The 20,216-nt window shown below is 71.0% G+C and carries 13 protein-coding genes, 1 tRNA gene and 1 pseudogene; 8 read left to right on the forward strand and 7 right to left on the reverse strand.

Features of this window, described 5'->3' with window-relative positions; all coding sequences use genetic code 11:
• The first annotated feature begins 212 nt into the window (after nucleotides 1-212).
• Nucleotides 213-3,281 (forward strand): endo-alpha-N-acetylgalactosaminidase family protein, encoded by a 3,069-nt coding sequence (locus IE252_RS09425; protein WP_190088852.1) that lies wholly within the window; start codon nucleotides 213-215, stop codon nucleotides 3,279-3,281.
• A 43-nt stretch (nucleotides 3,282-3,324) separates the two neighbouring features.
• Here IE252_RS09425 and IE252_RS09430 read toward each other — a convergent pair whose 3' ends face one another.
• Nucleotides 3,325-3,747, reverse strand: a complete 423-nt coding sequence (locus IE252_RS09430) for an enediyne antibiotic chromoprotein (RefSeq protein WP_190088853.1) — start codon at nucleotides 3,745-3,747, stop codon at nucleotides 3,325-3,327.
• A gap of 58 nt (nucleotides 3,748-3,805) precedes the next feature.
• The gene (locus IE252_RS09435) at nucleotides 3,806-5,569 is read right to left on the reverse strand and encodes a glycoside hydrolase family 35 protein (protein ID WP_190088854.1); all 1,764 of its coding nucleotides are present in this window, start codon (nucleotides 5,567-5,569) and stop codon (nucleotides 3,806-3,808) included.
• A 120-nt stretch (nucleotides 5,570-5,689) separates the two neighbouring features.
• Between IE252_RS09435 and IE252_RS09440 the strand changes: the two genes are divergently transcribed.
• The 5 genes from IE252_RS09440 to IE252_RS09460 all read left to right on the forward strand — a co-directional run bounded on the left by IE252_RS09440 (nucleotide 5,690) and on the right by IE252_RS09460 (nucleotide 12,425).
• Nucleotides 5,690-6,577, forward strand: a complete 888-nt coding sequence (locus IE252_RS09440) for a helix-turn-helix domain-containing protein (RefSeq protein WP_190088855.1) — start codon at nucleotides 5,690-5,692, stop codon at nucleotides 6,575-6,577.
• A 5-nt stretch (nucleotides 6,578-6,582) separates the two neighbouring features.
• Nucleotides 6,583-6,891, forward strand: a complete 309-nt coding sequence (locus IE252_RS09445) for a chorismate mutase (RefSeq protein WP_190088856.1) — start codon at nucleotides 6,583-6,585, stop codon at nucleotides 6,889-6,891.
• A gap of 95 nt (nucleotides 6,892-6,986) precedes the next feature.
• A complete protein-coding gene (gene pepN, locus IE252_RS09450) occupies nucleotides 6,987-9,476 on the forward strand; it encodes an aminopeptidase N (protein ID WP_190088857.1) in 2,490 nt (829 codons plus the stop codon).
• 175 nt (nucleotides 9,477-9,651) lie between these two features.
• Nucleotides 9,652-11,016 (forward strand): pyridoxal phosphate-dependent decarboxylase family protein, encoded by a 1,365-nt coding sequence (locus IE252_RS09455; RefSeq protein ID WP_190088858.1) that lies wholly within the window; start codon nucleotides 9,652-9,654, stop codon nucleotides 11,014-11,016.
• Nucleotides 11,013-12,425, forward strand: a complete 1,413-nt coding sequence (locus IE252_RS09460; RefSeq protein WP_190088859.1) for a lysine N(6)-hydroxylase/L-ornithine N(5)-oxygenase family protein — start codon at nucleotides 11,013-11,015, stop codon at nucleotides 12,423-12,425. Before IE252_RS09455 ends, IE252_RS09460 begins: the two co-directional genes overlap by 4 nt.
• A 12-nt stretch (nucleotides 12,426-12,437) precedes the next feature.
• On the opposite strand, the gene IE252_RS09465 is transcribed toward IE252_RS09460, so the two are convergent.
• The 3 genes and pseudogenes from IE252_RS09465 to IE252_RS09470 form a co-directional block, all read right to left on the reverse strand.
• Entirely contained in the window at nucleotides 12,438-14,237 is a 1,800-nt protein-coding gene (locus tag IE252_RS09465; protein WP_190088860.1) for a bifunctional metallophosphatase/5'-nucleotidase, read from the reverse strand.
• A gap of 250 nt (nucleotides 14,238-14,487) precedes the next feature.
• Complete coding sequence (locus IE252_RS44505) at nucleotides 14,488-14,955, reverse strand: NPCBM/NEW2 domain-containing protein (protein WP_268248397.1); 468 nt, start codon at nucleotides 14,953-14,955, stop codon at nucleotides 14,488-14,490.
• Nucleotides 14,947-16,647: pseudogene (locus IE252_RS09470) on the reverse strand (NPCBM/NEW2 domain-containing protein); the annotation flags it as partial. The gene IE252_RS44505 and the pseudogene IE252_RS09470, both read right to left, overlap by 9 nt.
• A gap of 239 nt (nucleotides 16,648-16,886) precedes the next feature.
• On the opposite strand from IE252_RS09470, the gene pyk reads away from it, so the two are divergent.
• Nucleotides 16,887-18,323 (forward strand): pyruvate kinase, encoded by a 1,437-nt coding sequence (gene pyk, locus IE252_RS09475; protein WP_190088862.1) that lies wholly within the window; start codon nucleotides 16,887-16,889, stop codon nucleotides 18,321-18,323.
• 162 nt (nucleotides 18,324-18,485) lie between these two features.
• Here pyk and IE252_RS09480 read toward each other — a convergent pair whose 3' ends face one another.
• Together IE252_RS09480 and IE252_RS09485 are read right to left on the reverse strand one after the other, a co-directional pair.
• Nucleotides 18,486-19,256 (reverse strand): transcriptional regulator, encoded by a 771-nt coding sequence (locus tag IE252_RS09480; RefSeq protein ID WP_190088863.1) that lies wholly within the window; start codon nucleotides 19,254-19,256, stop codon nucleotides 18,486-18,488.
• A gap of 106 nt (nucleotides 19,257-19,362) precedes the next feature.
• Nucleotides 19,363-19,437 (reverse strand) — tRNA-Leu (locus tag IE252_RS09485).
• Nucleotides 19,438-19,536: 99 nt separating this feature from the next.
• On the opposite strand from IE252_RS09485, the gene IE252_RS09490 reads away from it, so the two are divergent.
• The gene (locus IE252_RS09490) at nucleotides 19,537-20,184 is read left to right on the forward strand and encodes an ANTAR domain-containing response regulator (RefSeq protein ID WP_190088864.1); all 648 of its coding nucleotides are present in this window, start codon (nucleotides 19,537-19,539) and stop codon (nucleotides 20,182-20,184) included.
• The last annotated feature ends 32 nt before the right edge of the window (nucleotides 20,185-20,216 follow it).

The following is a 20,216-nucleotide window of genomic DNA, read 5'->3' on the forward strand; positions in this document are numbered from 1 at the left end:
TCCGCGGCAATCCCCCTGGGCGCCCCGAAGGGGCGCATCTCAGGGGCGCGGGGAACTGCGCGACCAGTTGGGGACGGCCCGCAGACAAACACCGGGCCCGCCCACCCGCCGCACTTAGTCCAACACCCCCACCCCCTTTGTCCATGGGCGCACCCACGCCTCCCACCCCATCGTGATCTCGCACGCGACCCCGTCACGAGGAGGCACCCGACGTGAACGCCGAAGTACGCGGACCGAAGCGGAGGACGGTGGTCGCGATCACCGCGCTGGCCGGGGCCGGGGCCGCGCTGGGGTCGCCCGGGGTCGCCCGGGCCGCCGGGGAGACCGCCATACGGTCGCGCGACCTGGAGGTGCGGCTCGACACCACCTTCCCGCGCATCGTCTCGTACACCGACCGCGACAGCGGCGCGAAGCTGCATGGGCAGACGGAGCCGGTCACCAGCCTCCTGGTCGACGGGGTCGCCCACACACCCCGGGTCACCGCACGGACGGCCCGCGACCGGGCCACGTACACCCTCGCCCTCGACGGCGGCGCCGAGATCGGCGTGGAGATCCGCGTCGACGGGCACCGCGTCGACTGGCGAGTGACCCGGATCGACGACACCCCGGCCCTTCGGATCGGCACCCTCCAGATCCCCGCCCTCGCCCTGCTCTCCGTCCGCAGCGACCAACCCGGCGCGGCCCTGCTCGCCGCCCGGATCCAGCTGGACAAGGCGAAGAGCGGCGACACGCTCGTCCACGTCACCGCCGACACCGCCCCGGACGCGGCGCCGCTCGGCTGCGCGTACGCCGTGGTCGCGCACGACGGCCTCGGCGGGGCCGTCGAGACCAACACCGTCTACGACAAGCCTGACAGCGCCGCCGGGACCACCTGGGAGAACGGGCGGCTCTGGCGCCAGACCGTCAGGCGCGACGGGTACGTCGAGGCGCGGCTCGTCCCCGGCCAGTGGACGCACCGGGCCGCCACCGCCGCAGTGGACGACACCGAGCCGCTGCCGTACGCCACGGTGATCGTCACCGGTGACCGGGGCGGCGACGGCACCGTCGACTGGCAGGACGCCGCCATCGCGTTCCGCGACATCATGGTCAGCCCCCTCGGCGCCGACGAGCAGCATCTGCGGGTCGTCCCGCACATCCCCTTCAACTTCGCCTCGCAGGCGACCAACCCGTTCCTGGCCACCCTCGACAACGTCAAGCGGATCTCGCTGGCCACCGACGGCCTGCGCCAGTACACGCTGCTCAAGGGCTACCAGTCCGAGGGCCACGACTCGGCCCACCCGGACTACGCGGGCAACTACAACGAGCGCGCGGGCGGCATCGAGGACCTCAACCACCTGGTCCGCGAGGGGAAGAAGTGGAACAGCGACTTCGCCGTCCACGTCAACGCCACCGAGTCCTACCCCGTCGCCCACGCCTTCTCCGAGACGCTGGTCGACAAGGCGAACGAGCAGTGGGACTGGCTCGACCAGTCGTACCGCATCGACCAGCGCCGCGACCTGGTCTCCGGTGACATCGCCCGGCGGTTCGCCGCGCTGCGCCGCGACGCGGACCCGGCGCTCGGCGCCGTCTACATCGACGTGTTCCGCGAGTCCGGCTGGACCTCCGACCGCCTCCAGCGCGAACTGCGCGCCCAGGGCTGGCTGGTCACCTCCGAGTGGGGGCACGGCCTGGAGCGCTCCTCGCTCTGGTCGCACTGGGCCAACGAGACCGACTACGGCGGCGACACCTCGCGCGGCATCAACTCGCGGCTGATCCGCTTCATCCGCAACCACCAAAAGGACGTCTTCGCCGACAAGTGGCCCACGCTCCTCGGCCACGTCCGCATGGGCAACTTCGAGGGGTGGGTCGGCAAGACCGACTGGACGGCGTTCTACCAGCTGATCTGGACGCAGTCGCTGCCCGCCAAGTACCTCCAGGCGTATCCGGTCCGGCGCTGGGACGAGCACGAGATCACCTTCTTCGGGCCCGGCGCCACCTCGGTCTCCGACGCCGACGGCACCCGCCGGATCACCACGGACGCGCGCGTGGTGTACGACGGCGGCGCCTATCTGCTGCCCTGGGAGCCCCGCCGCGCGGCCGACCCGGCCAAGCTCTACCACTACAACCCGGCCGGTGGCACGACGAGTTGGCGACTGCCGCGCGGCTGGTCAGGGGCCCGTTCGGTGGTCCTGTACCGGCTCACCGACCAGGGCCGGGCGTACGAGCGCGAGCTGCCGGTCCGCTCCGGCTCGGTCACCATCGAGGGCGCGGCGGCCGGACAGCCCTATGTCGTCGTGCGCGAGCGCTCCCGCGCCCGGGACCCGCGCTGGGGCCAGGGCACCGGCCTGTACGACCCCGGCTTCCACGCCGGCTCCCTGAAGGGCTGGACGGTCAGCGGCCCCGCGTCCGTACAGCGCAGTGCGCTCGGCGACTACGAGCTGGTGATCGGCGCGGGCGTGGCGGCCTCCGTCGGCCAGCGCCTGACCCGCCTCGCGCCCGGTACGTACGCCGCTTCCGTGCAGGTGGAAGTGGGTGAGCGGGCGGGGGAGCGGCGCGTCGCGGCCCTGGAGGTGCGCACCGCCGACGGGGTGACCGCGCGCAACTGGACGGCGACCTCCACGGCGGGCAACTTCGTCGCCGCCGACCGCAAGCACGGCACCCGCTTCCAGCGGATGTTCACCCACTTCACGGTCCCCGAGGGCGGCGGCCCGGTGGAGCTGGCCCTGCGCGCGGAGGCGGGGGAGGCCCGGGTGCGGTTCGACAACGTCCGGGTCGTGGCGGCGCGGCCCACCGCCAAGGAGGGCGCGCTGGCCTACGAGGACTTCGAGAACGTGCCGCAGGGCTGGGGCGTCTTCGTCAAGGGCGACGCGGGCGGCGCCACCGACCCCCGCACCCACATCGCGCAGCGGCACGCCCCGTACACCCAGCGCGGCTGGAACGGGAAGGCGGTCGACGACGTGATCGACGGCGGCCAGTCGCTCAAATCGCGCGGCGAGAACGACGGCGTGGTCTACCGGACGGTGCCGTTCAGTGTCCGTTTCCTCCCGGGTAAGCGCTATCGCGTCGGCTTCCGTTACGAGAGCGAGAAGGCCGGCCAGTACGCCTGGGTCACGGCCGTCGACGAGGGCGCCGGCACGCGCGAGCTGAGCCGCGAGGTGTTCGGCGCGGCGACCGGACCGACCGCGTACGCCTACGAGTTCACGGCCCCCGCGACCGGCGAGGCGTGGGTCGGGCTGCGCAGGACGGGCGACGACGGGACGGCGGAGTTCACGCTGGACGCGTTCGAGGTGACGGAGGCATGAGGGGCGGCCGCCCCGCCCTTGCGGGGGCGGGGCGGCCGTTCGATCAGTTGAAGGAGATGTTCTGGACCGTGTTGCCCGTGGTCTGCTCCCAGGCGGTGACGTTGCACTGGGTGCCCGCCGCGGCGCAGTCCACGTTGACGTCCTGGCCCGTGGACCAGTCCTTGGCGACGAAGGTCTTCTTGACGACGAGCGTCGTCGACACGGCGCCGTTGGCGTCGGCGGTGAGGAACTTGACGTCGTTGGAACAGAGCGTGGCCGAGGCGCACTCGCCCACGTTCACGGCGGCGCCGGGCGTGTAGCCGGAACCGGAGACCGAGACCGTCTGGCCGTCGGAGAGCCCGCTGCTCGGGGTCACCGAGAGCGCGGTCGCGGCGGACGCGGGAGTGGCGAGCAGCACGGTCGCCGCCACGGCGGCTCCAGAGGCGGCCAACTTGGCGATGCGGGATCGGGTGATGAGATCCTTCATGTCAACCTCAAAAGGGTGCGTCGGGAGAGGGAACGCGCTTTCTTCGCGCTCTTCGAGGCTAGTGGAATTTCACTTCCGGACCCGTTGCGTCCTCAACTTCGCATTCCCACACCCATACTTCGTTGGCTTGATCCCGCAGTACCGCTCCGGGAACGTGAAAAAATTCCTGCGGACCGGTATTCCAATAACGCCCGAGGTTGAAGCTGTTAACCCAGACGAAACCTCGGACCAGGCCGTGGAGTTCGAGCTGCGCGTCACCCGGAATCGGGGCGTCGAAGGTGCCTCGAAACAGCCCCCGTCCCGCCTCCGCAGTTGAACGGAAGGGGAGCCGCCGCCTCCCCTCCGGGTCCGCGAACGCCTCCTCGAAGGCGTCGAGCCGCAGCCCACGTGCGCGTACACCGTGCAGGAACTGCCGTTCGTGCAGCACCCCGCCGGTGATCCCCTTGGGCTCGGCGAGCCTCGGCCCGTAGTTGACGCGCCCCAGCGACTCCACCCACAGCTCGACCACGGCGGGCCCCGCCACCGGCTCCGGCAGCACCGGATCGTCCTCGGTGAGCACCCCGGCCCGCACCCCGTCGACGTATACGACCGCCCGGTCCCGCAGCCCAAGGACCCGCAGCGGATACGGCTGCCGGGGCCCGGGCACCTCGAACCGGTAGCGCACCACGCCCCGGTCCACGTCCAGCTCCTCGAACGTCGGTGGCGTCCCGTACACACCCTCCGCCGATCCCAGCGCCCCCAGTACGTCCTCGGCCGCCACCCACTCCGTCAGCGGCACGGTCACCGGAGTGCCCAACACCGGTGGCGCGGGCGGCAGTTCCGGAAGTGGGCCCTCCGCGTACTCGGCGAGCACCTCGCGGAACGCCCAGAACTTCGGCGTCGGACGGCCGTACTCGTCGATGGGCGCGTCGTAGTCGTACGACGTCACGTCCGGCCGCAGCGTGCCCAGATGCTCCACGCCGTCCCGGTTGGCGCCCGCCCACCCGGCGAAGCTGGTGCCGCCGTGCGCCATGTAGAGGTTGACGGAGGCGCCGCACTCCAGGATCTCGCGCAGTGCCCCCGCCGCCTCGTCCGCCTCCCGCACCACCGGCTCCGCGCCCCAGTGCTCGAACCAGCCGCACCAGAACTCCATGCACATCAGGGGCCCCTTGGGGCGGTGGCGGCGCAGCACCTCGAAGGCTTCCAGGGCGCCCGAGCCGAAGTTCGCGGTGGCGAGCACACCGGGAAGGGAGCCGCCGGTCAGCATGTGGTCCTCGGGGCCGTCGGAGGTGAACAGCGGTATGCTCACGCCCAGTTCGGCCAGCAGGTCCGCGAGCGCCCGCAGATAGACGTGGTCCGAGCCGTAGCTGCCGTACTCGTTCTCCACCTGCACCATGAGCACCGGGCCGCCCCGGTCGGCCTGGCGGGCCACCACCTGCGGCAGCAGCACCCGGAACCAGCGCTCCACGTGCCGCAGGTACTCGGGGTCCCGGGTGCGCACCCGCCGCCCGAGCGCGCCCGTCAGCCAGTGCGGAAGCCCGCCGTTCTCCCACTCGGCGCAGATGTACGGGCCGGGGCGCACGATCGCCCACAGCCCGGCCGCGTGCGCCGCGTCCAGGAACCGGCCCAGCGCGTCCGGATCCCGGTAGTGGCCCGGGGACGGCTCGTACAGGTTCCACGGCACGTACGTCTCGACGCAGTTCAGGCCCATCGCCCGCAGCATCGCGAGCCGGTGGCCCCACTGGGACTCGTGCACCCGGAAGTAGTGCAGCGCCCCCGAGAGCAGCCGCACCGGCCGCCCGTCCAGCAGAAAGTCCTCGTCACCCACGGTGAAGTCAGCCACCGGCCCCCGCCCGTCTCTCGGTCCTCCGGATCAGCGTCGCCCCTGGCGCGGGCGCCGGTCCATGGACAAAGATCGGCGCTGATTGGACGCAAAGGGGGGACGGGAGGCGGCGGAACCGGCATGTACCACACCTGGATGCGCTACTTCACGCCCAGCCCGGTCCACCACCGGCTCGGCCTGGTCTGCCTCGGCGTCGGGCTGCAGCACGGCGCGCTGCCCACCGTCGGGCCGCGCACCCTGGACCACCACGTCGCCGTGGTGATCGGCGCGGGCGGCGGCTGGTTCCGGGGCGCGGACGGGGAGCGCGTCACCGTGACCGCGCCCGCGCTGATCTGGCTCACCCCGGGCGTGCCGCACCACTACGGGCCCGACCCGGTCACCGGCTGGGACGAGTCGTTCGTCGACTTCACCGGGCCGGCCACCGCCACCTACACCGAGCTCGGCTACATCGAGCCCGAGCGGCCCGTGGTGCCGCTCGCCGACACGGCGCTCGCCCGGGCCGTCGTCGGCCGGATAGCCAGGGCGGCCCGCCGGGGCAACCCGCTCCTGGAGGTCGAGACGGGCGCCGCCGTCCACGAACTTCTCGTCGCGCTGCGTCGCGCCCGCGCCGACCTCGCGCCCGACGGCGACCCGGTCCTCCAGGCGCTCGCCCGCGACGCCTTCCAGCCGCTGTCGGTGGCCGAGCACGCGGCCCGGCACGGCATGACCCCCGCCGAGCTGCGCACGGCGGTGCGCCGGGGCGCGGGGTGCAGCCCCAAGGACTACCTCCTGGGCATCCGGCTCGGCCGGGCCAAGGAGCTGCTTGCCGCCACCGAGCTGCCGGTCGCCGCCGTGGCCCGCCGGGTGGGCTACGACGACCCCGCGTACTTCTCCCGCCTATTCACCCGGCGTGTCGGCACCGCCCCGGTCCGCTTCCGCGAGCAGCAGGGCCGCGCCGTCCCGGGCGGCTGGAGCAGCCGGATCCCGGATCCTGAACACCCTCCGACGATCCCGGGCCCGGCCACGTAAGCTCGATGACCATGACCACGATCGACCCCTCCGTGCAGGCGGAGCTCGCCCGGCTCCGGGACAGCATCGACAACATCGACGCGGCCGTCGTCCACATGCTCGCCGAGCGCTTCAAATGCACCCAGCAGGTCGGCCACCTCAAGGCCGAGCACAAGCTGCCGCCGGCCGACCCGGCCCGCGAGGCCGAGCAGATCGACCGGCTGCGCCGCCTCGCCGAGAACGCCAAGCTGGACCCGGCCTTCGCCGAGAAGCTCCTGAACTTCATCATCGCGGAGGTGATCAGGCACCACGAGACGATCGCCAAGTCGTCCTGAGGCCGTCGCGGACCGCCGCGCGCCCGAGCGCCTGCGCTGAGAGCGGAACGCAATCCCCGTGTGCTGACCGGGGCGCATCGGGCAGCATGGCCCCCATGTCCGTACTGACGCGCGACGAAGCGCAGACCCGTGCCCGGCTCCTCGACGTCCAGCGGTACGAGATCGAGCTCGATCTCACCACCGGCGAGGAGACCTTCGACTCCCAGACCGTCATCCACTTCACCGCACGCGCGGCCGGGGACACGTTCGTCGAGGTCAAGCCGGCCACCCTGCGCTCGGTCAGCCTGGACGGGCAGCCGCTGGACCCCGCCGCCCTCGTCGAGAACCGCCTCGCGCTCACCGGCCTCGCCGAGGGCCCGCACGAGCTGCGCGTCGAGGCGGAGATGACGTACTCGCACACCGGCGAGGGGCTGCACCGCTTCACCGACCCGGTCGACGGCGAGACCTACACGTACACCCAGCTCTTCATGGAGGACGTGCAGCGCGTCTTCGCCGCCTTCGACCAGCCCGACCTGAAGGCCGCCTTCGACCTCACGGTCACCGCGCCCGAGGGCTGGACCGTGCTGGCCAACGGCATCACCGAGCGGCAGGGCGACGGCCGCTGGAAGGCCGCCACCACCCCGTTGCTCTCCACCTACTTCGTGGCGCTCGCCGCCGGCCCCTGGCACTCGATCACCACCGAGCACGCGGGCCTGCCGTTCGGCCTGCACTGCCGCCGCTCGCTCGCGCCGTACCTGGACGCGGACGCCGAGGAGCTCTTCGAGATCACCCGGCAGTGCTTCGACCGCTACCACGAGAAGTTCGACGAGCCGTACCCGTTCGACTCGTACGACCAGGCCTTCGTGCCCGAGTTCAACGCGGGCGCGATGGAGAACCCGGGCCTGGTCACCTTCCGCGACGAGTTCGTCTACCGCTCCGCCGTCACCGACACCGAGCGCCAGACCCGCGCCATGGTCGTCGCGCACGAGATGGCCCACATGTGGTTCGGCGACCTGGTCACCCTGCGCTGGTGGGACGACATCTGGCTGAACGAGTCGTTCGCCGAGTACATGGGCTACCAGACCCTCACCGAGGCCACCCGCTTCACCGACACCTGGGTGGACTTCGGGATCGTCCGCAAGGCCTGGGGGTACGACGCCGACCAGCGGCCCTCCACCCACCCCGTCGCCCCCGACCCGGACGCCGTGCCCGACACCGCCTCCGCGATGCTCAACTTCGACGGCATCTCCTACGCCAAGGGCGCCTCCGCCCTGCGCCAGCTGGTGACCTGGCTGGGCGAGAAGGACTTCCTCGCGGGCATCAACACCCACTTCAAGCGGCACAAGTTCGGCAACGCCACGCTCGCCGACTTCATCGACAACCTGTCCTCCGCCACCGACCGCGACGTGCACACCTGGGCCGAGAAGTGGTTGCGCACCACCGGCGTGGACACGCTGACGCCGGTGGTCGGCGAGAACGGCGGCTCCTGGACGCTCGCCGTCGAGCAGGACGGCGACCGGCCGCACCGGATCGCCGTCGGCGCGTACGACACGGACCCGGCGCACCCCGGCCGGCTGGTCCTGCGCGAGCGCTTCGAGACCGATGTGCCCGCCACCGAGCCGGTGACCCGCGCGGGCGCGCGCCCCGCGCTCGTCCTCCTCAACGACGGCGACTTCAGCTACGCCAAGGTGCGCCTGGACGCCGAGTCCTGGGAAACGGCCCTGCGCTCCCTCTCCGGACTGCCCGACCCCCTGGCCCGCGCGGTCGTCTGGAACTCCGCCCGCGACATGGTCCGCGACGGCCAGCTCCCGCCCGCCGCCTACCTGGAGGCGGCCCGCGCCCACCTTCCGTACGAGTCGGACCTGGCGATCGTGCAGGGCGTCCTCACCTTCGCCACCGCACAGGTGGCCGACCGCTATCTGGCGGCGGAGGCCCGCCCCGCCGCGCTCGCGCTGCTGACCGAGCTGACCCGGGACCTGATCCGGCGCACCGAGGACGGCGACAACCCGGGCCTGCGCCTCACCGCCGTACGCCACTTCGTCGACTGCGCCGCCCAGCCCCACACCATCCAGGAGTGGCTGGCCGACGGCAGCGTCCCCGGCGGCCCCGAGCTCGACCCGGAGCTGCGCTGGCGCGTCCTGTACCGCCTCGCGGTGCTGGGCGCGACCACCGAGGCGGAGATCGCCGCCGAGCTGGCGCGCGACCCCAGCGCGACGGGCGAGGAGGGCGCGGCCCGCTGCCGCGCCGCGCTGCCGGACAGCGCCGCGAAGGCGGCCGCGTGGTCCGCGATGTTCGAGGGGGAGGCGCTCTCCAACTACCTGTTCACGGCCACCGCCCAGGGCTTCTGGCAGCCCGAACAGGCCGATCTGGTACGGGAGTACGTGGCGCGCTACTACGTGGACGCGGTCCCGCTGGCGGCCCGGCGCGGCCCCGCGATCGCGGAGGCGGCGGGCCGCTACGCCTTCCCGGACTTCGCGGTCGACGCGGAGGCGGTGGCCCTGGGCGAGGCGTGCCTGTCCCGCGACGACCTCCTCCCGGCCCTGCGGCGCAAGCTGACCGACCAGGTCGACGACCTGCGCAGGGCGCTGGCGGTACGGGACGCCTGACCAGGGACGGCGGCTCCGGGGGTGGCGCGCTCATAGCAGCGCGCCACCCCCCAACACCCCGCCTCCGGGGGCCAGTACCACTTTCGGGTTGAGATCGTTGTGCAGGGCAGCCCCACCGCGCCGGGACGCCCCAGGCTGGTGAGGCCGTCGTTCGCACACCTGAAGGACTCCCCCCATGCACACCCCGCCCCTCGCCGGCGGCCCCCACGGCCCCGCCGCCCTGTACCCCCTCCTCGGTGTCGTCCTGGACGCGCTGCGCGAGGGGGCGGTGGCCCGGGGCGGGCCGCTGCCGGGCGGCGGGCCGGAGGCGGTGGCCGTGCGGGTCGGGGCCGCGGTCGGCGACGTGCTCCCGTTACGGGGCAGCAGCGCCGAGGAGGCGCTGACCACGCTGGTGCGGGCGCTGGCGGAAGGCGCGGCCGACCCCGCCGACCCCCGCTGCGCCGCCCATCTGCACACCCCGCCGCTGGCCCTCGCCGCGGCCGCCGACCTCGCCGCCTCCGCGCTCAACCCGTCCCTCGACTCCTGGGACCAGGCCCCGGCCGCCGCCGAGCTCGAAGCACTCGTCACCCGGGCGCTGGCCGCCGGGTTCTGGCCCGGCGGCGACGCGCTGGTCACCAGCGGCGGCACCGAGTCCAACCAGCTCGCCCTGCTGCTGGCCCGCGAACGGCACGGCGCGGTCCAGGTCGTCCAGGGTGCCAACGCCCACCACTCGGTCGCCCGCGCCGCCTGGCTCCTGGGCCTCCCCGAGCCGGTCACCGTCCCCGCCCCCGCCGGCACCCTCGACCTCGCCGCCCTGGACGAGGCCCTCACCGACCTGCACCACCCTCTGCTGGTCACCGCCACCGCGGGCACCACCGACACCGGCGCGATCGACCCGCTCCCCGAGATCGCCGCCCTGTGCGCCCAGCACGGCGCCGAGCTGCACGTGGACGCGGCATACGGCGGCCCACTGATCTTCAGCGAAACCCACCGCGCCAAGCTGCGCGGCATCGAGCACGCCCAATCCATCACGCTCGACCTGCACAAACTCGGCTGGCAGCCGGTCGCCGCCGGGCTGCTCGCGGTCCCCGCCCCGGCCCGCCTCGCCCCGCTCGCGCACACCGCCGACTACCTCAACGCCGACGACGACACCGAAGCGGGCCTGCCCGACCTCCTCGGCCGCTCCCTGCGGACCACCCGCAGAGCGGACGTACTGAAGATCGCCGTCACACTCCGCGCGCTCGGCCGCACCGGCCTCGCCGCGCTCGTCGACCGCACGCTCGCCCTCGCCGGGACCTTCGCGGACCTGGTCGAGGAGCACCCCCGGCTCGACCTGTACGAGCGCCCCGCGATCTCCACCGTCCTGTTCCGCCCGACGGGCGCGTCCGACGACGAGGTCGCCGGGATCCGCCGCGCCCTGCTCACCGAGGGCCGGGCCGTCCTCGGCAGGGCCCGCGCCGACGGGCGCCTCTGGCTCAAGGCCACCCTGCTCAACCCCCACACCACCACCGGCGACCTGGCACAGCTCCTCAAGACCGTGGAAGGCAGCATCCCGCGATGACCGCACCGGCACCCGTCCAAGACATCGACCGCCCGCACGACCTGGTGGGCATCGGAGTGGGCCCGTTCAACCTCTCGCTCGCCGCCCTCGCCCACGGTGTGCCCGGCGGACTCTCGACCGCCTTCTACGAACAGCGCCGCGCCTTCCACTGGCACCCCGGCCTGCTCATCGAGGGCACCACCCTCCAAGTCCCTTTCCTGGCCGACCTGGTGACCCTCGCCGACCCCGTCAGCCCCTGGTCGTTCCTCAACTACCTGCGCCACCGCGAGCGGCTCTTCCCGTTCTACTTCGCCGAGCGCTTCCACATCCAGCGCACCGAGTACGACGCGTACTGCCGCTGGGTCAGCGAGAGCCTGCCCGGGATGCACTTCGGGCACCAGGTGGACGCGGTGCGCTGGAACCCCGAACGGGAGGTGTTCGAGGTCGACTTCACCCAGCTCGACGTGCACGGCCAGGCCGAGGCCCTCGGCCGCGCCTTCGCCCGCAACCTGGTCCTCGGCGTCGGCACCGAGCCGTACGTACCGGAGCCGCTCAAGCCGCTCGCGGACGCGCCCGCGGTGCCGGTGATCCACTCGGCCGACTACCTCGACCACCGGGACCGGTTCCTCGCCGCCGACCACATCACCGTCGTCGGCTCCGGCCAGTCCGGCGCCGAGATCTTCCTCGACCTGCTGCGCAACCGCCCGGCGGGCCGCGAGCGGATCACCTGGCTGGCCCGCACCGAGACCTTCGCGCCGATGGAGTACTCGAAGCTGGGCCTGGAGCACTTCACGCCCGACTACACGCGCTACTTCCACGCCCTGGCGGAGCCCGTACGCGACGAGCTGGTGCCCCGCCAGTGGCAGCTCCACAAGGGCATCGACGCGGAGACCATCGCGGCCATCCACGACGAGCTCTACCGCCGCACCCAGCACGGCGGCTGGCCCGACGCGACCCTCACGCCCGGCGTCAACGTCCGTACGGCGGGCCGCGTGGCCACCACCAAGGTCGAGCTGCACCTCGAACACGCCCAGCAGGGCGTGCGCTCCCGGCTGACCACGGACGCGGTGATCCTGGCGACGGGCTACCGGGAGCGCCCGCTGAGTCGCATGCTGTCGGGCCTGGACCCGTACATGCGCCTGGACTCCTCCGAACGCCCGCGCGTGGACGCGGACTTCCGCCTGGTTCTGGACAGCTCGGTCACGGGCGCGGTGTACGTCCAGAACGCCGAGAAGCACACCCACGGCGTGGGCACCCCCGACCTGGGCCTGGCGGCCTGGCGCAGCGCGGCGATCCTGAACTCCCTGACGGGCAAGGAGCCGTACCCGCTACCGACGCGCACGGCATTCACCACCTTCGGCCTGACCAGCCAGCAGGAGAGCCGCCCGACACCAAAGGCACCGAGCGGCTTGATCCCACTGGAGGGCTGACCCGCAGAAGACCTAGAACACGGCGACCCCGTCCCGGACCAGCTTCCAGTCCACGGAAGCAAACGAGGCGGGGTCGACAACACCCTTGGCCTTCACCCACGAAATGATCGTGTTGCGAATCTCCTCGGAGTTCGCCCACAGCTGCTTGGCCGCAGCAACATGCGGGAAGTTGCCCCCACCGTTGGCACGGTAATTGTTGACGGCCAACACGAACTGCGCCGCAGGATCCAGCGGCTTGCCCTGGAACGCAAGGTTCGAGATCCGAGAACCCGCAGCCTTCGCGATGTCGATGTCATACGTCAGCCCCGACACCGCGTCGTAGTTGTAGTCCGGCGTATTGCCCGCATTCGTCAGCTTCGACGTGTCGATGGGCACCCCGGCCGCGGTCTGGACGTAATACCGCGCAGAGAACTCCAGATAGTCCTTGAGCTGGGCACCCGTCAGCAGCCGCGCCTCCAGCGTGTTCTCGAACGGGTACAGCCCGGCCGCGTCCTTGATGGTGACCTGACCGGCCGGGATGGCGGCCGTACGGGAGAAGCAGGACGCCTGGGAGAGGACCGGCAGAGAGGCGTAAGCGCCACCCGCCAGCGCGGCCTTCACCGTGTCGACCTGGACCGCGTTGATCAGGTCGATGATCGGCTCGTCCTTCCAAGCCGCCTCGGCGGTGGTCATGGCCGCCTTCGACGTACCGATGGCCTGGTTGACGTACGCCACGACCTTCTTGTGCTCGTCCGAGAGCAGCCGGACGATCTTCGGGTCCTCGACGGCGGTGTTGGAGTTGAGGACCTTGGACCCGGCCTTCTCGACCGACCAGCGGCCCTTCTCCCACACCAGGTCGAAGTCGAAGACGGTCAGCCGCTGGCCCCACTTCAGCGGCTCGGACAGCACGACGTCCTTGCCCGTCTGCTTGTTCTTCACCCGGTACTCGGGGATCTCCACGTGCGCGTGCCCGACCAGGATCGCGTCGATCCCGGGCACCTGCTCGGCCACGAGCGCGGCCGCGTTCTCGATGTACGGCAGCTGGTCGCCGTACGACGAGGTGCCGGAGGAGCCCGAGTGGGCGGCCACGATCACCACGTCCGCGCCCATCGACCGCAGCTTGGGCACCCACTTCGCGGCCTGCTCCTCGAGGCCGGGGAAGACCATCTTGCCGCTGACGTTGGCCTTGTCCCAGATGGCGATGCCGGGGTTGGTGAGACCGAGGATCGCGACCCGCACGTCCCGCCCGTGCGGGGTGCACATCCGCTTGATGACGTACGGCCGGAAGGCCGGCTTCAGCGTCTTGGCGTCCAGCGCGTTGGCGCCGAGCAGCGGGAAGCGGCACTGCTCCTCGAACTTGCGCAGCACCGGGATGCCGTAGTTGAACTCGTGGTTGCCGAGGGCGGCGGCGTGGTAGCCGATCGCGTTCATGGCCTGCGCCATCGGGTGCACCGGGCCGTGCTTGGCCGTGATCGGGTCGACCTTGGCGTAGTAGTACGAGAGCTGGGTGCCCTGGATGGTGTCACCCGCGTCGATCATCAGGGTGTTGTGGCGGCCCTTCTCCTTGCGGACCTGCTCGACGAGCGTGGAGATCTTGGCGAGGCCGACGTCGTTGTGGGCCTTGTCGTCGAACTCCTTGTCCGTGAAGTAGTCCCAGTTGAAGACGTTGCCGTGCAGGTCGGTGGTGCCCATGACGCTGAACGAGTACCGCTTGGGCGCCCGCCCGCGCCCGTGCTCATGGGCCTCGGCGGGCGCCGCGACACCCCCGACTATGGCCGCACCGGCTCCGGCGGCGGCCGTGGTGCCCAGGAACGTCCTACGGTTCAGCGGCATGTTGATGCACTCCCTGACGATGTGTTACGCGCGTAGACAAACGCGACGCGCGTAGAAGGTCCAGAGGATTTTGGCGCAGAACAGCCCCCTGGCAACACCCCTGCCGGGTTTCGATCCGATGACCAAGAAAAGACGTACGGCCCCGGACGAACAATCGCCCGAGGCCGTACCTACCTAGGGGCGCGGGGCTGTGACATTTGGGGCTCCGCCGCGTGGGCGCGCCCAGCCCCCACCGACCCGCAGACGAACGCTAGGCACAAACAAGCCGCGGCCCCGCCCAATCGGCATGGTCATAGTCGACGCCATCACCCGCGTCGGTGACGACAAGCCGCACCTCAAGGGCCCCGGCCAGATCCACGGACAGCGGCTTCGCCGCATCCGCAGCCGTCACCTTCCCGCTGTCCGCGACAAGAGACCCATCCCGCCAGATCTGAAAGACCACAGACCCCTTACCGACGGCGACCTCGTCGTCGACGCCCACCGCCGTGGTCAACGAGGAGCACGCCCCACCGAGGTAGTACGACACGGAGCTCGCCGCATGCGTACCGAGCCCCTTCCCGTACACCACACCACCGACGGTGAGCGCACGGCCATCCCCCGCGGCCTGCTCCCCATTGCTCCGGTCCCGCTCCACCGGCCCCCACCCGTTCGTGGCGGACGCCCACGTCAGGTCGCTGAGATCGTGCGTACCGGCCGACGGCCCGGCCCCGCAGGCCAGCTTCGCGTCGGCCCAGTCGGCATGGTCGTAGGTGATGCCGTCGCCGCCGTCCGTGACGACGAGCCGCAGCTTCGACCCGCCCTTGAGGTCCGCGCTCAGATGCCGAGGCGGATCCGCCGCCGTCCGCACCCCGCTGTCGGCGGCCAGCGTCCCGTCCCGCCAGATCTGGAACCGTACGGACCCGCCGTTCGTCGACTCGTCGTCGACGCCCACGTCGACCCCGAGCGACGAGCAGGCGCCGCCGAGGTAGTACGAGATGTCACTGGGCGCGTGCGTGCCGAGCCCCTTCGCGTACACCACACCGCCGATGGTGAGGGCGCGGCCGTCGCCCGCCGCCTGCTCGCCGTTGCTGCGGTCGCGCTCCACCGGGCCCCAGCCGCCCACCGCCGACGTCCACGGCAGATCGCTCAGCTGGTTCAGGCCGGTCGGCGGCGGCACCGGGCTGCCCGGCGTCACCCGGAACATGACCGTGCCGTGCGCGGGCACCGACGCGCCGATGGCGTTGCTCGTCGTGCTCGTCGCCTTGGACCAGAGGTCCTTCAGCGCGTACGACGACGCCCCGCCGATCCCGATGTCCTTCACGGTCGTGGAGATCGTCTTCGTCGAGGTGGTCTCGTTGGTCAGCGTGACCGAACGGCCGCCGTCGGCGAGGGGCTTGGCCATCACGACCAGGCCGCCGGAGCTGGAGACGACCGTGCCCTGCTTGCCGAGCGGGTCCTGGTCCACCGCGATCACATCGGCGTTCTTGAGGATGGCCAGCGTCGAGGCGCTCGCGGTGCGCAGATCGCTGCCGATCAGCAGCGGCGCGGCCATCTGCGACCAGAGGCTGAAGTGGGTGCGGTACTCGGTGTCGGTCATCCCGCCGTTGCCGACCTCCAGCATGTCGGGGTCGTTCCAGGCGCCCGGCCCGGCGTACGGCGCGAGCGACTGGTTCTGGTGCGCGATGGAGATCATGCTCGACCAGGAGTCGCTGATGTCGCCGGTGGTCCGCCAGGAGTTGCCGACGGCCGGGGCCCAGGTCCACGGCTGGTTGGAGCCCCACTCACAGATGCTGTAGAGGATCGGGCGGCCGGTCGAGCGGGTGGCGGCGGTGAGCGCGTCGCCCATCGCTTTGTAGCGCTGCTTGGCGTCGACGCCGTTGTTGTTGCAGTTGTCGTACTTGAGGTAGTCGACGCCCCAGGAGGCCCACAGGTTGGCGTCCTGCTGCTCGTGGCCGAGCCCGCCGGGGAAACCCTGGACGTCGCACGTCTTGGTGCCCGCGCTGGAATACAGGCCGAACTTGAGGCCCTTGGAGTGCACATAGTCGGCGACGGCCTTGATCCCGTGGGGGAAGCGCACGGGGTCGGGCACGAGGTTGCCGCTCGCGTCCCGGTTGGGCTGCGCCCAGCAGTCGTCGAGGTTGACGTAGGTGTACCCGGCGTCCTTGAGGCCCTGCGAGACGAAGGTGTCGGCGATCCCCTTGACCATCGCCTCGTTGAACTCGGCCCGGCAGTGCGTGGAGTTCCAGTTGTTGAACCCCATCTGCGGGGTCCTGGCGAGGCCGTTGTCGACGGCCGCGGCGGGGGCGGCGGTCGTGGTGGCGAGGGCGACGAGCCCGCCGGCAAGGAGGGGGAGCGAGGCGAGCGCGGCCCCGGCCCGTTTCCCGAACGGTGTTCTGAATGACGTTCTGGATGACCTTCTGAACGATGACATGTGCGGCTCCGTCGAGGTAGTAGCACGCAATTCAACGAGGTCGAACGAAAACGAACATATCTCAGCGCTGGGATCTGAACATGTCAAGGGTTTGCGCGGGGGCGCGGGCCCGGCGCTCCGCGCTCATCGGAGCACCCCCGCGCCCAATTCAACAGTTGTCAATAACCCTTCATGCAAAGGTTGTTGAGTAGTCACGCGGGACCAATTCTCTACCGGCCGGTAAGGCCTAGGCTCGAAGCATGCGTCGAGCAAAGATCGTCTGTACCCTGGGGCCCGCCACCGACACGTACGACCAGATCAAGGCACTGGTCGAGGCCGGAATGGACGTCGCCCGCTTCAACCTCAGCCACGGCACGTACGCCGACCACGAGGAGCGCTATCAGCGCGTGCGCAAGGCGTCCGACGAGACGGGCCGCAGTGTCGGAGTGCTCGCCGACCTTCAAGGCCCGAAGATCCGTCTGGGGCGTTTCCGCGAAGGTCCCGTACTGCTTGAACGCGGCGACGAGTTCACCATCACCGTCGAGCAGATCGAGGGCGACCGCCACGCCTGCGGCACCACCTACTCCGGCCTCGCCGGGGACGTCACCACGGGTGAACGCATCCTCGTCGACGACGGCAAGGTGGCCCTGGAGGTCGTCGGCGTCGACGGCCCGCGCGTGCGCACCCGCGTCGTCGAGGGCGGCATGGTCTCCGACCACAAGGGGCTCAACCTCCCCGGCGTCGCCGTCTCCGTGCCCGCGCTCTCCGAGAAGGACGTCGAGGACCTGCGCTGGGCCCTGCGCACCGGCGCCGACATCATCGCGCTCTCCTTCGTCCGCAGCGGCCGCGACATCGAGGACGTCCACCGCGTCATGGACGAGGAGGGCCGCCGCGTCCCGGTGATCGCCAAGATCGAGAAGCCGCAGGCCGTCGACAGCATCGACGACATCGTCGCGGCCTTCGACGGAATCATGGTGGCGCGCGGCGACCTGGGCGTCGAAATGCCCCTCGAACTGGTCCCGATCGTGCAGAAGCGGGCGATCAAGCTCGCCAAGCGGAACGCCAAGCCGGTCATCGTGGCCACCCAGATGCTGGACTCGATGATCGACAACTCCCGCCCCACCAGGGCCGAGGCGAGCGACGTGGCCAACGCGGTCATCGACGGCACGGACGCGGTGATGCTCTCCGGCGAGACCAGCGTGGGCAAGTACCCCGTCGAGACCGTCCGTACGATGAGCCGCATCGTCGAGGCGGCCGAGGAGGACGTGCTGGCCAAGGGCCTGCCGCCGCTCACCGAGCGCAGCAAACCCCGTACCCAGGGCGGCGCGGTGGCCCGCGCGGCGGCCGAGATGGGCGACTTCCTGAACGCCAAGTACCTGGTCGCCTTCACGCAGTCCGGCGACACCGTCAAGCGCCTGTCCCGCTACCGCTCGCCGATCCCGCTGCTCGCCTTCACGCCCGACCCGGCCACCCGCTCCCAGCTCAACCTCACCTGGGGCGTGGAGACCTTCCTCGGGCCGCACGTGGAGTCGACGGACGCGATGGTGGCCCAGGTCGACGAACAACTCTTGAAGATCGGCCGTTGTCAGCGCGGGGACATCGTGGTCATCACGGCGGGCTCCCCGCCCGGAGTCCCCGGCTCGACCAACCTCGTCCGCGTCCACCACATCGGCGAGGACGACAGCCCCAAGAGCTGAGCGCGGCGCCAGGAGCCGCCCGCGCCGCCGTACCGGGGACGGGGCCGGGCCGAAGGGATGACCCGACGGCCCGGCCTCGGGCGCCCGGGCCGGGGTCCCCCGCCACGCTGACGGCATGTCATATCACCTCAGCGGGCCGCACCTCCGCTCGCGGGCGGCCTGTCAGTGCTTGGAGCCGATGTGGGCGTCCATCAGGGCGACGGAGGCACGCCTGGCGACAGAGATGTTGCGGGCGTTGGCCTGTTTCCACTCGACGCCGAGTCGGTCGAGGGCGTCGGTGAACAGCCGCCGGATGTCGCCCGAGACATTGCTGAACCAGTACCTCGGGTACTCGTAGCGCCTGGTCTCGCCGCCGATGGTCCGGGTGGTCCAATTGGTGGCCCGGCACCCGTCGGGGTGGATGAGCCCACGGACGAACTCCCAGGTGTGCGCGTCGACAATCTCTTGCTGCCAGGGTTCCAGGATGATGGGACGCTCGTGCTTCCGGCCCGCGCCATGCTGTGGGAAGAGGCAGGGCCAGTGCCGCCAGTAGCTGGTGACCATGGCGTATCCCTGCTTCTGCAGGTTGTACACACCGCCCTCGGGGCGGACAGCGGTGATGGCGGCGCGACATGCCTCGATGAGGCCGGGCCACGCGTCGGCGCACGCGATACGAAGGTAAAAGCTGCCGCGTGGGTGCGGGCTGATGCAGCCGTCACCGAGATACAGGCCCAAGAGGTAGGAGTACGCGGCGGTGTCGTCGGGCGTACCCGGTTCAGGACGACACCTCGGGCACGGAGCAAGGTCGATGAGCATGCGGGGCAGCGGCTCGATGCGGACCTGCCAGGCGCGGATCGCGGCGCGCGATATGCCAGTCTGCTTGCTGACGGAGTTCAGGCTGTGGCCTTGGGCCACGAGGTCGAGGGCGCTCTGGCGTGTAGCGATGTCGTACATGCGTCCGAGCATCGGCATGCCGGTGCCACTGCGGGCCTGAAGCCGGCATTCACGCGAGCGAGTGAAGATCCTCAGAAGCTCTCGCGGCCTTCGAATCGAAGGAAAGTGCCCCAGGTGGGATTCGAACCCACACTGTCCGCTGTTTGAGAGCGGCCTCTCTGACCAATTGGAGTACTGGGGCCTTGGAAAAGAAGGTGCAGGGCTACCCTGCGTGCCCCCACCATACCGCAGCTGGGTACGCTCTTGGGAAGCAGTACTTGCCCCGCCCCAAGGAGCCCCCGTGACCGCCCCCGAGTCGCCCCAGCCCGTCGCCGACGACGACCAGTCGCACGTCCCGCCGCTGACGACCCGCGTCGTCATCGCCGAGGACGAGGCCCTCATCCGCCTCGACCTCAAAGAGATGCTCGAAGAAGAGGGCTACGCGGTCGTCGGCGAGGCCGGGGACGGCCAGAAGGCCGTCGAGCTGGCCCGGGAGCACCGTCCCGACCTGGTCATCCTCGACGTGAAGATGCCGATCCTGGACGGCATCTCGGCCGCCGAGCAGATCGCCAAGGACTCCATCGCGCCGGTCCTGATGCTCACCGCGTTCTCGCAGCGCGACCTGGTGGAGCGGGCGCGGGACGCCGGGGCGATGGCGTACCTGGTGAAGCCGTTCTCCAAGAGCGACGTGGTGCCCGCGATCGAGATGGCGGTGTCGCGCTTCACCGAGCTGAAGGCGCTGGAGAAGGAGGTCGCGGACCTCTCCCAGCGCCTGGAGACGCGCAAGCTGGTCGACCGCGCGAAGTCGATCCTGCAGACGCAGTACGGGCTGACCGAGCCCGCCGCGTTCCGCTGGATCCAGAAGACGTCGATGGACCGCCGCCTGTCGATGCAGCAGGTCGCGGAGGCGGTCATCGAGGACGCGGAGGAGAAGAAGGCGAAGGGGTAGGTCCCCGCCCGGTCTTTGTCTGCGGGCCGGTG

It is taken from the genome of Streptomyces melanogenes (assembly GCF_014649795.1).
Classification (GTDB): domain Bacteria; phylum Actinomycetota; class Actinomycetes; order Streptomycetales; family Streptomycetaceae; genus Streptomyces; species Streptomyces noboritoensis.

Excerpts from the sequence above, each read along its gene's own strand:
- IE252_RS09465 (WP_190088860.1), bottom strand. The coding sequence starts at position 14,237 with ATGCCGCTGAACCGTAGGACGTTCCTGGGCACCACGGCCGCCGCCGGA.
- IE252_RS09430 (WP_190088853.1), bottom strand. The coding sequence starts at position 3,747 with ATGAAGGATCTCATCACCCGATCCCGCATCGCCAAGTTGGCCGCCTCT.
- IE252_RS09460 (WP_190088859.1), top strand. The coding sequence starts at position 11,013 with ATGACCGCACCGGCACCCGTCCAAGACATCGACCGCCCGCACGACCTG.
- pyk (WP_190088862.1), top strand. The coding sequence starts at position 16,887 with ATGCGTCGAGCAAAGATCGTCTGTACCCTGGGGCCCGCCACCGACACG.
- IE252_RS09480 (WP_190088863.1), bottom strand. The coding sequence starts at position 19,256 with ATGTACGACATCGCTACACGCCAGAGCGCCCTCGACCTCGTGGCCCAA.
- IE252_RS09440 (WP_190088855.1), top strand. The coding sequence starts at position 5,690 with ATGTACCACACCTGGATGCGCTACTTCACGCCCAGCCCGGTCCACCAC.
- pepN (WP_190088857.1), top strand. The coding sequence starts at position 6,987 with ATGTCCGTACTGACGCGCGACGAAGCGCAGACCCGTGCCCGGCTCCTC.
- IE252_RS09455 (WP_190088858.1), top strand. The coding sequence starts at position 9,652 with ATGCACACCCCGCCCCTCGCCGGCGGCCCCCACGGCCCCGCCGCCCTG.
- IE252_RS09445 (WP_190088856.1), top strand. The coding sequence starts at position 6,583 with ATGACCATGACCACGATCGACCCCTCCGTGCAGGCGGAGCTCGCCCGG.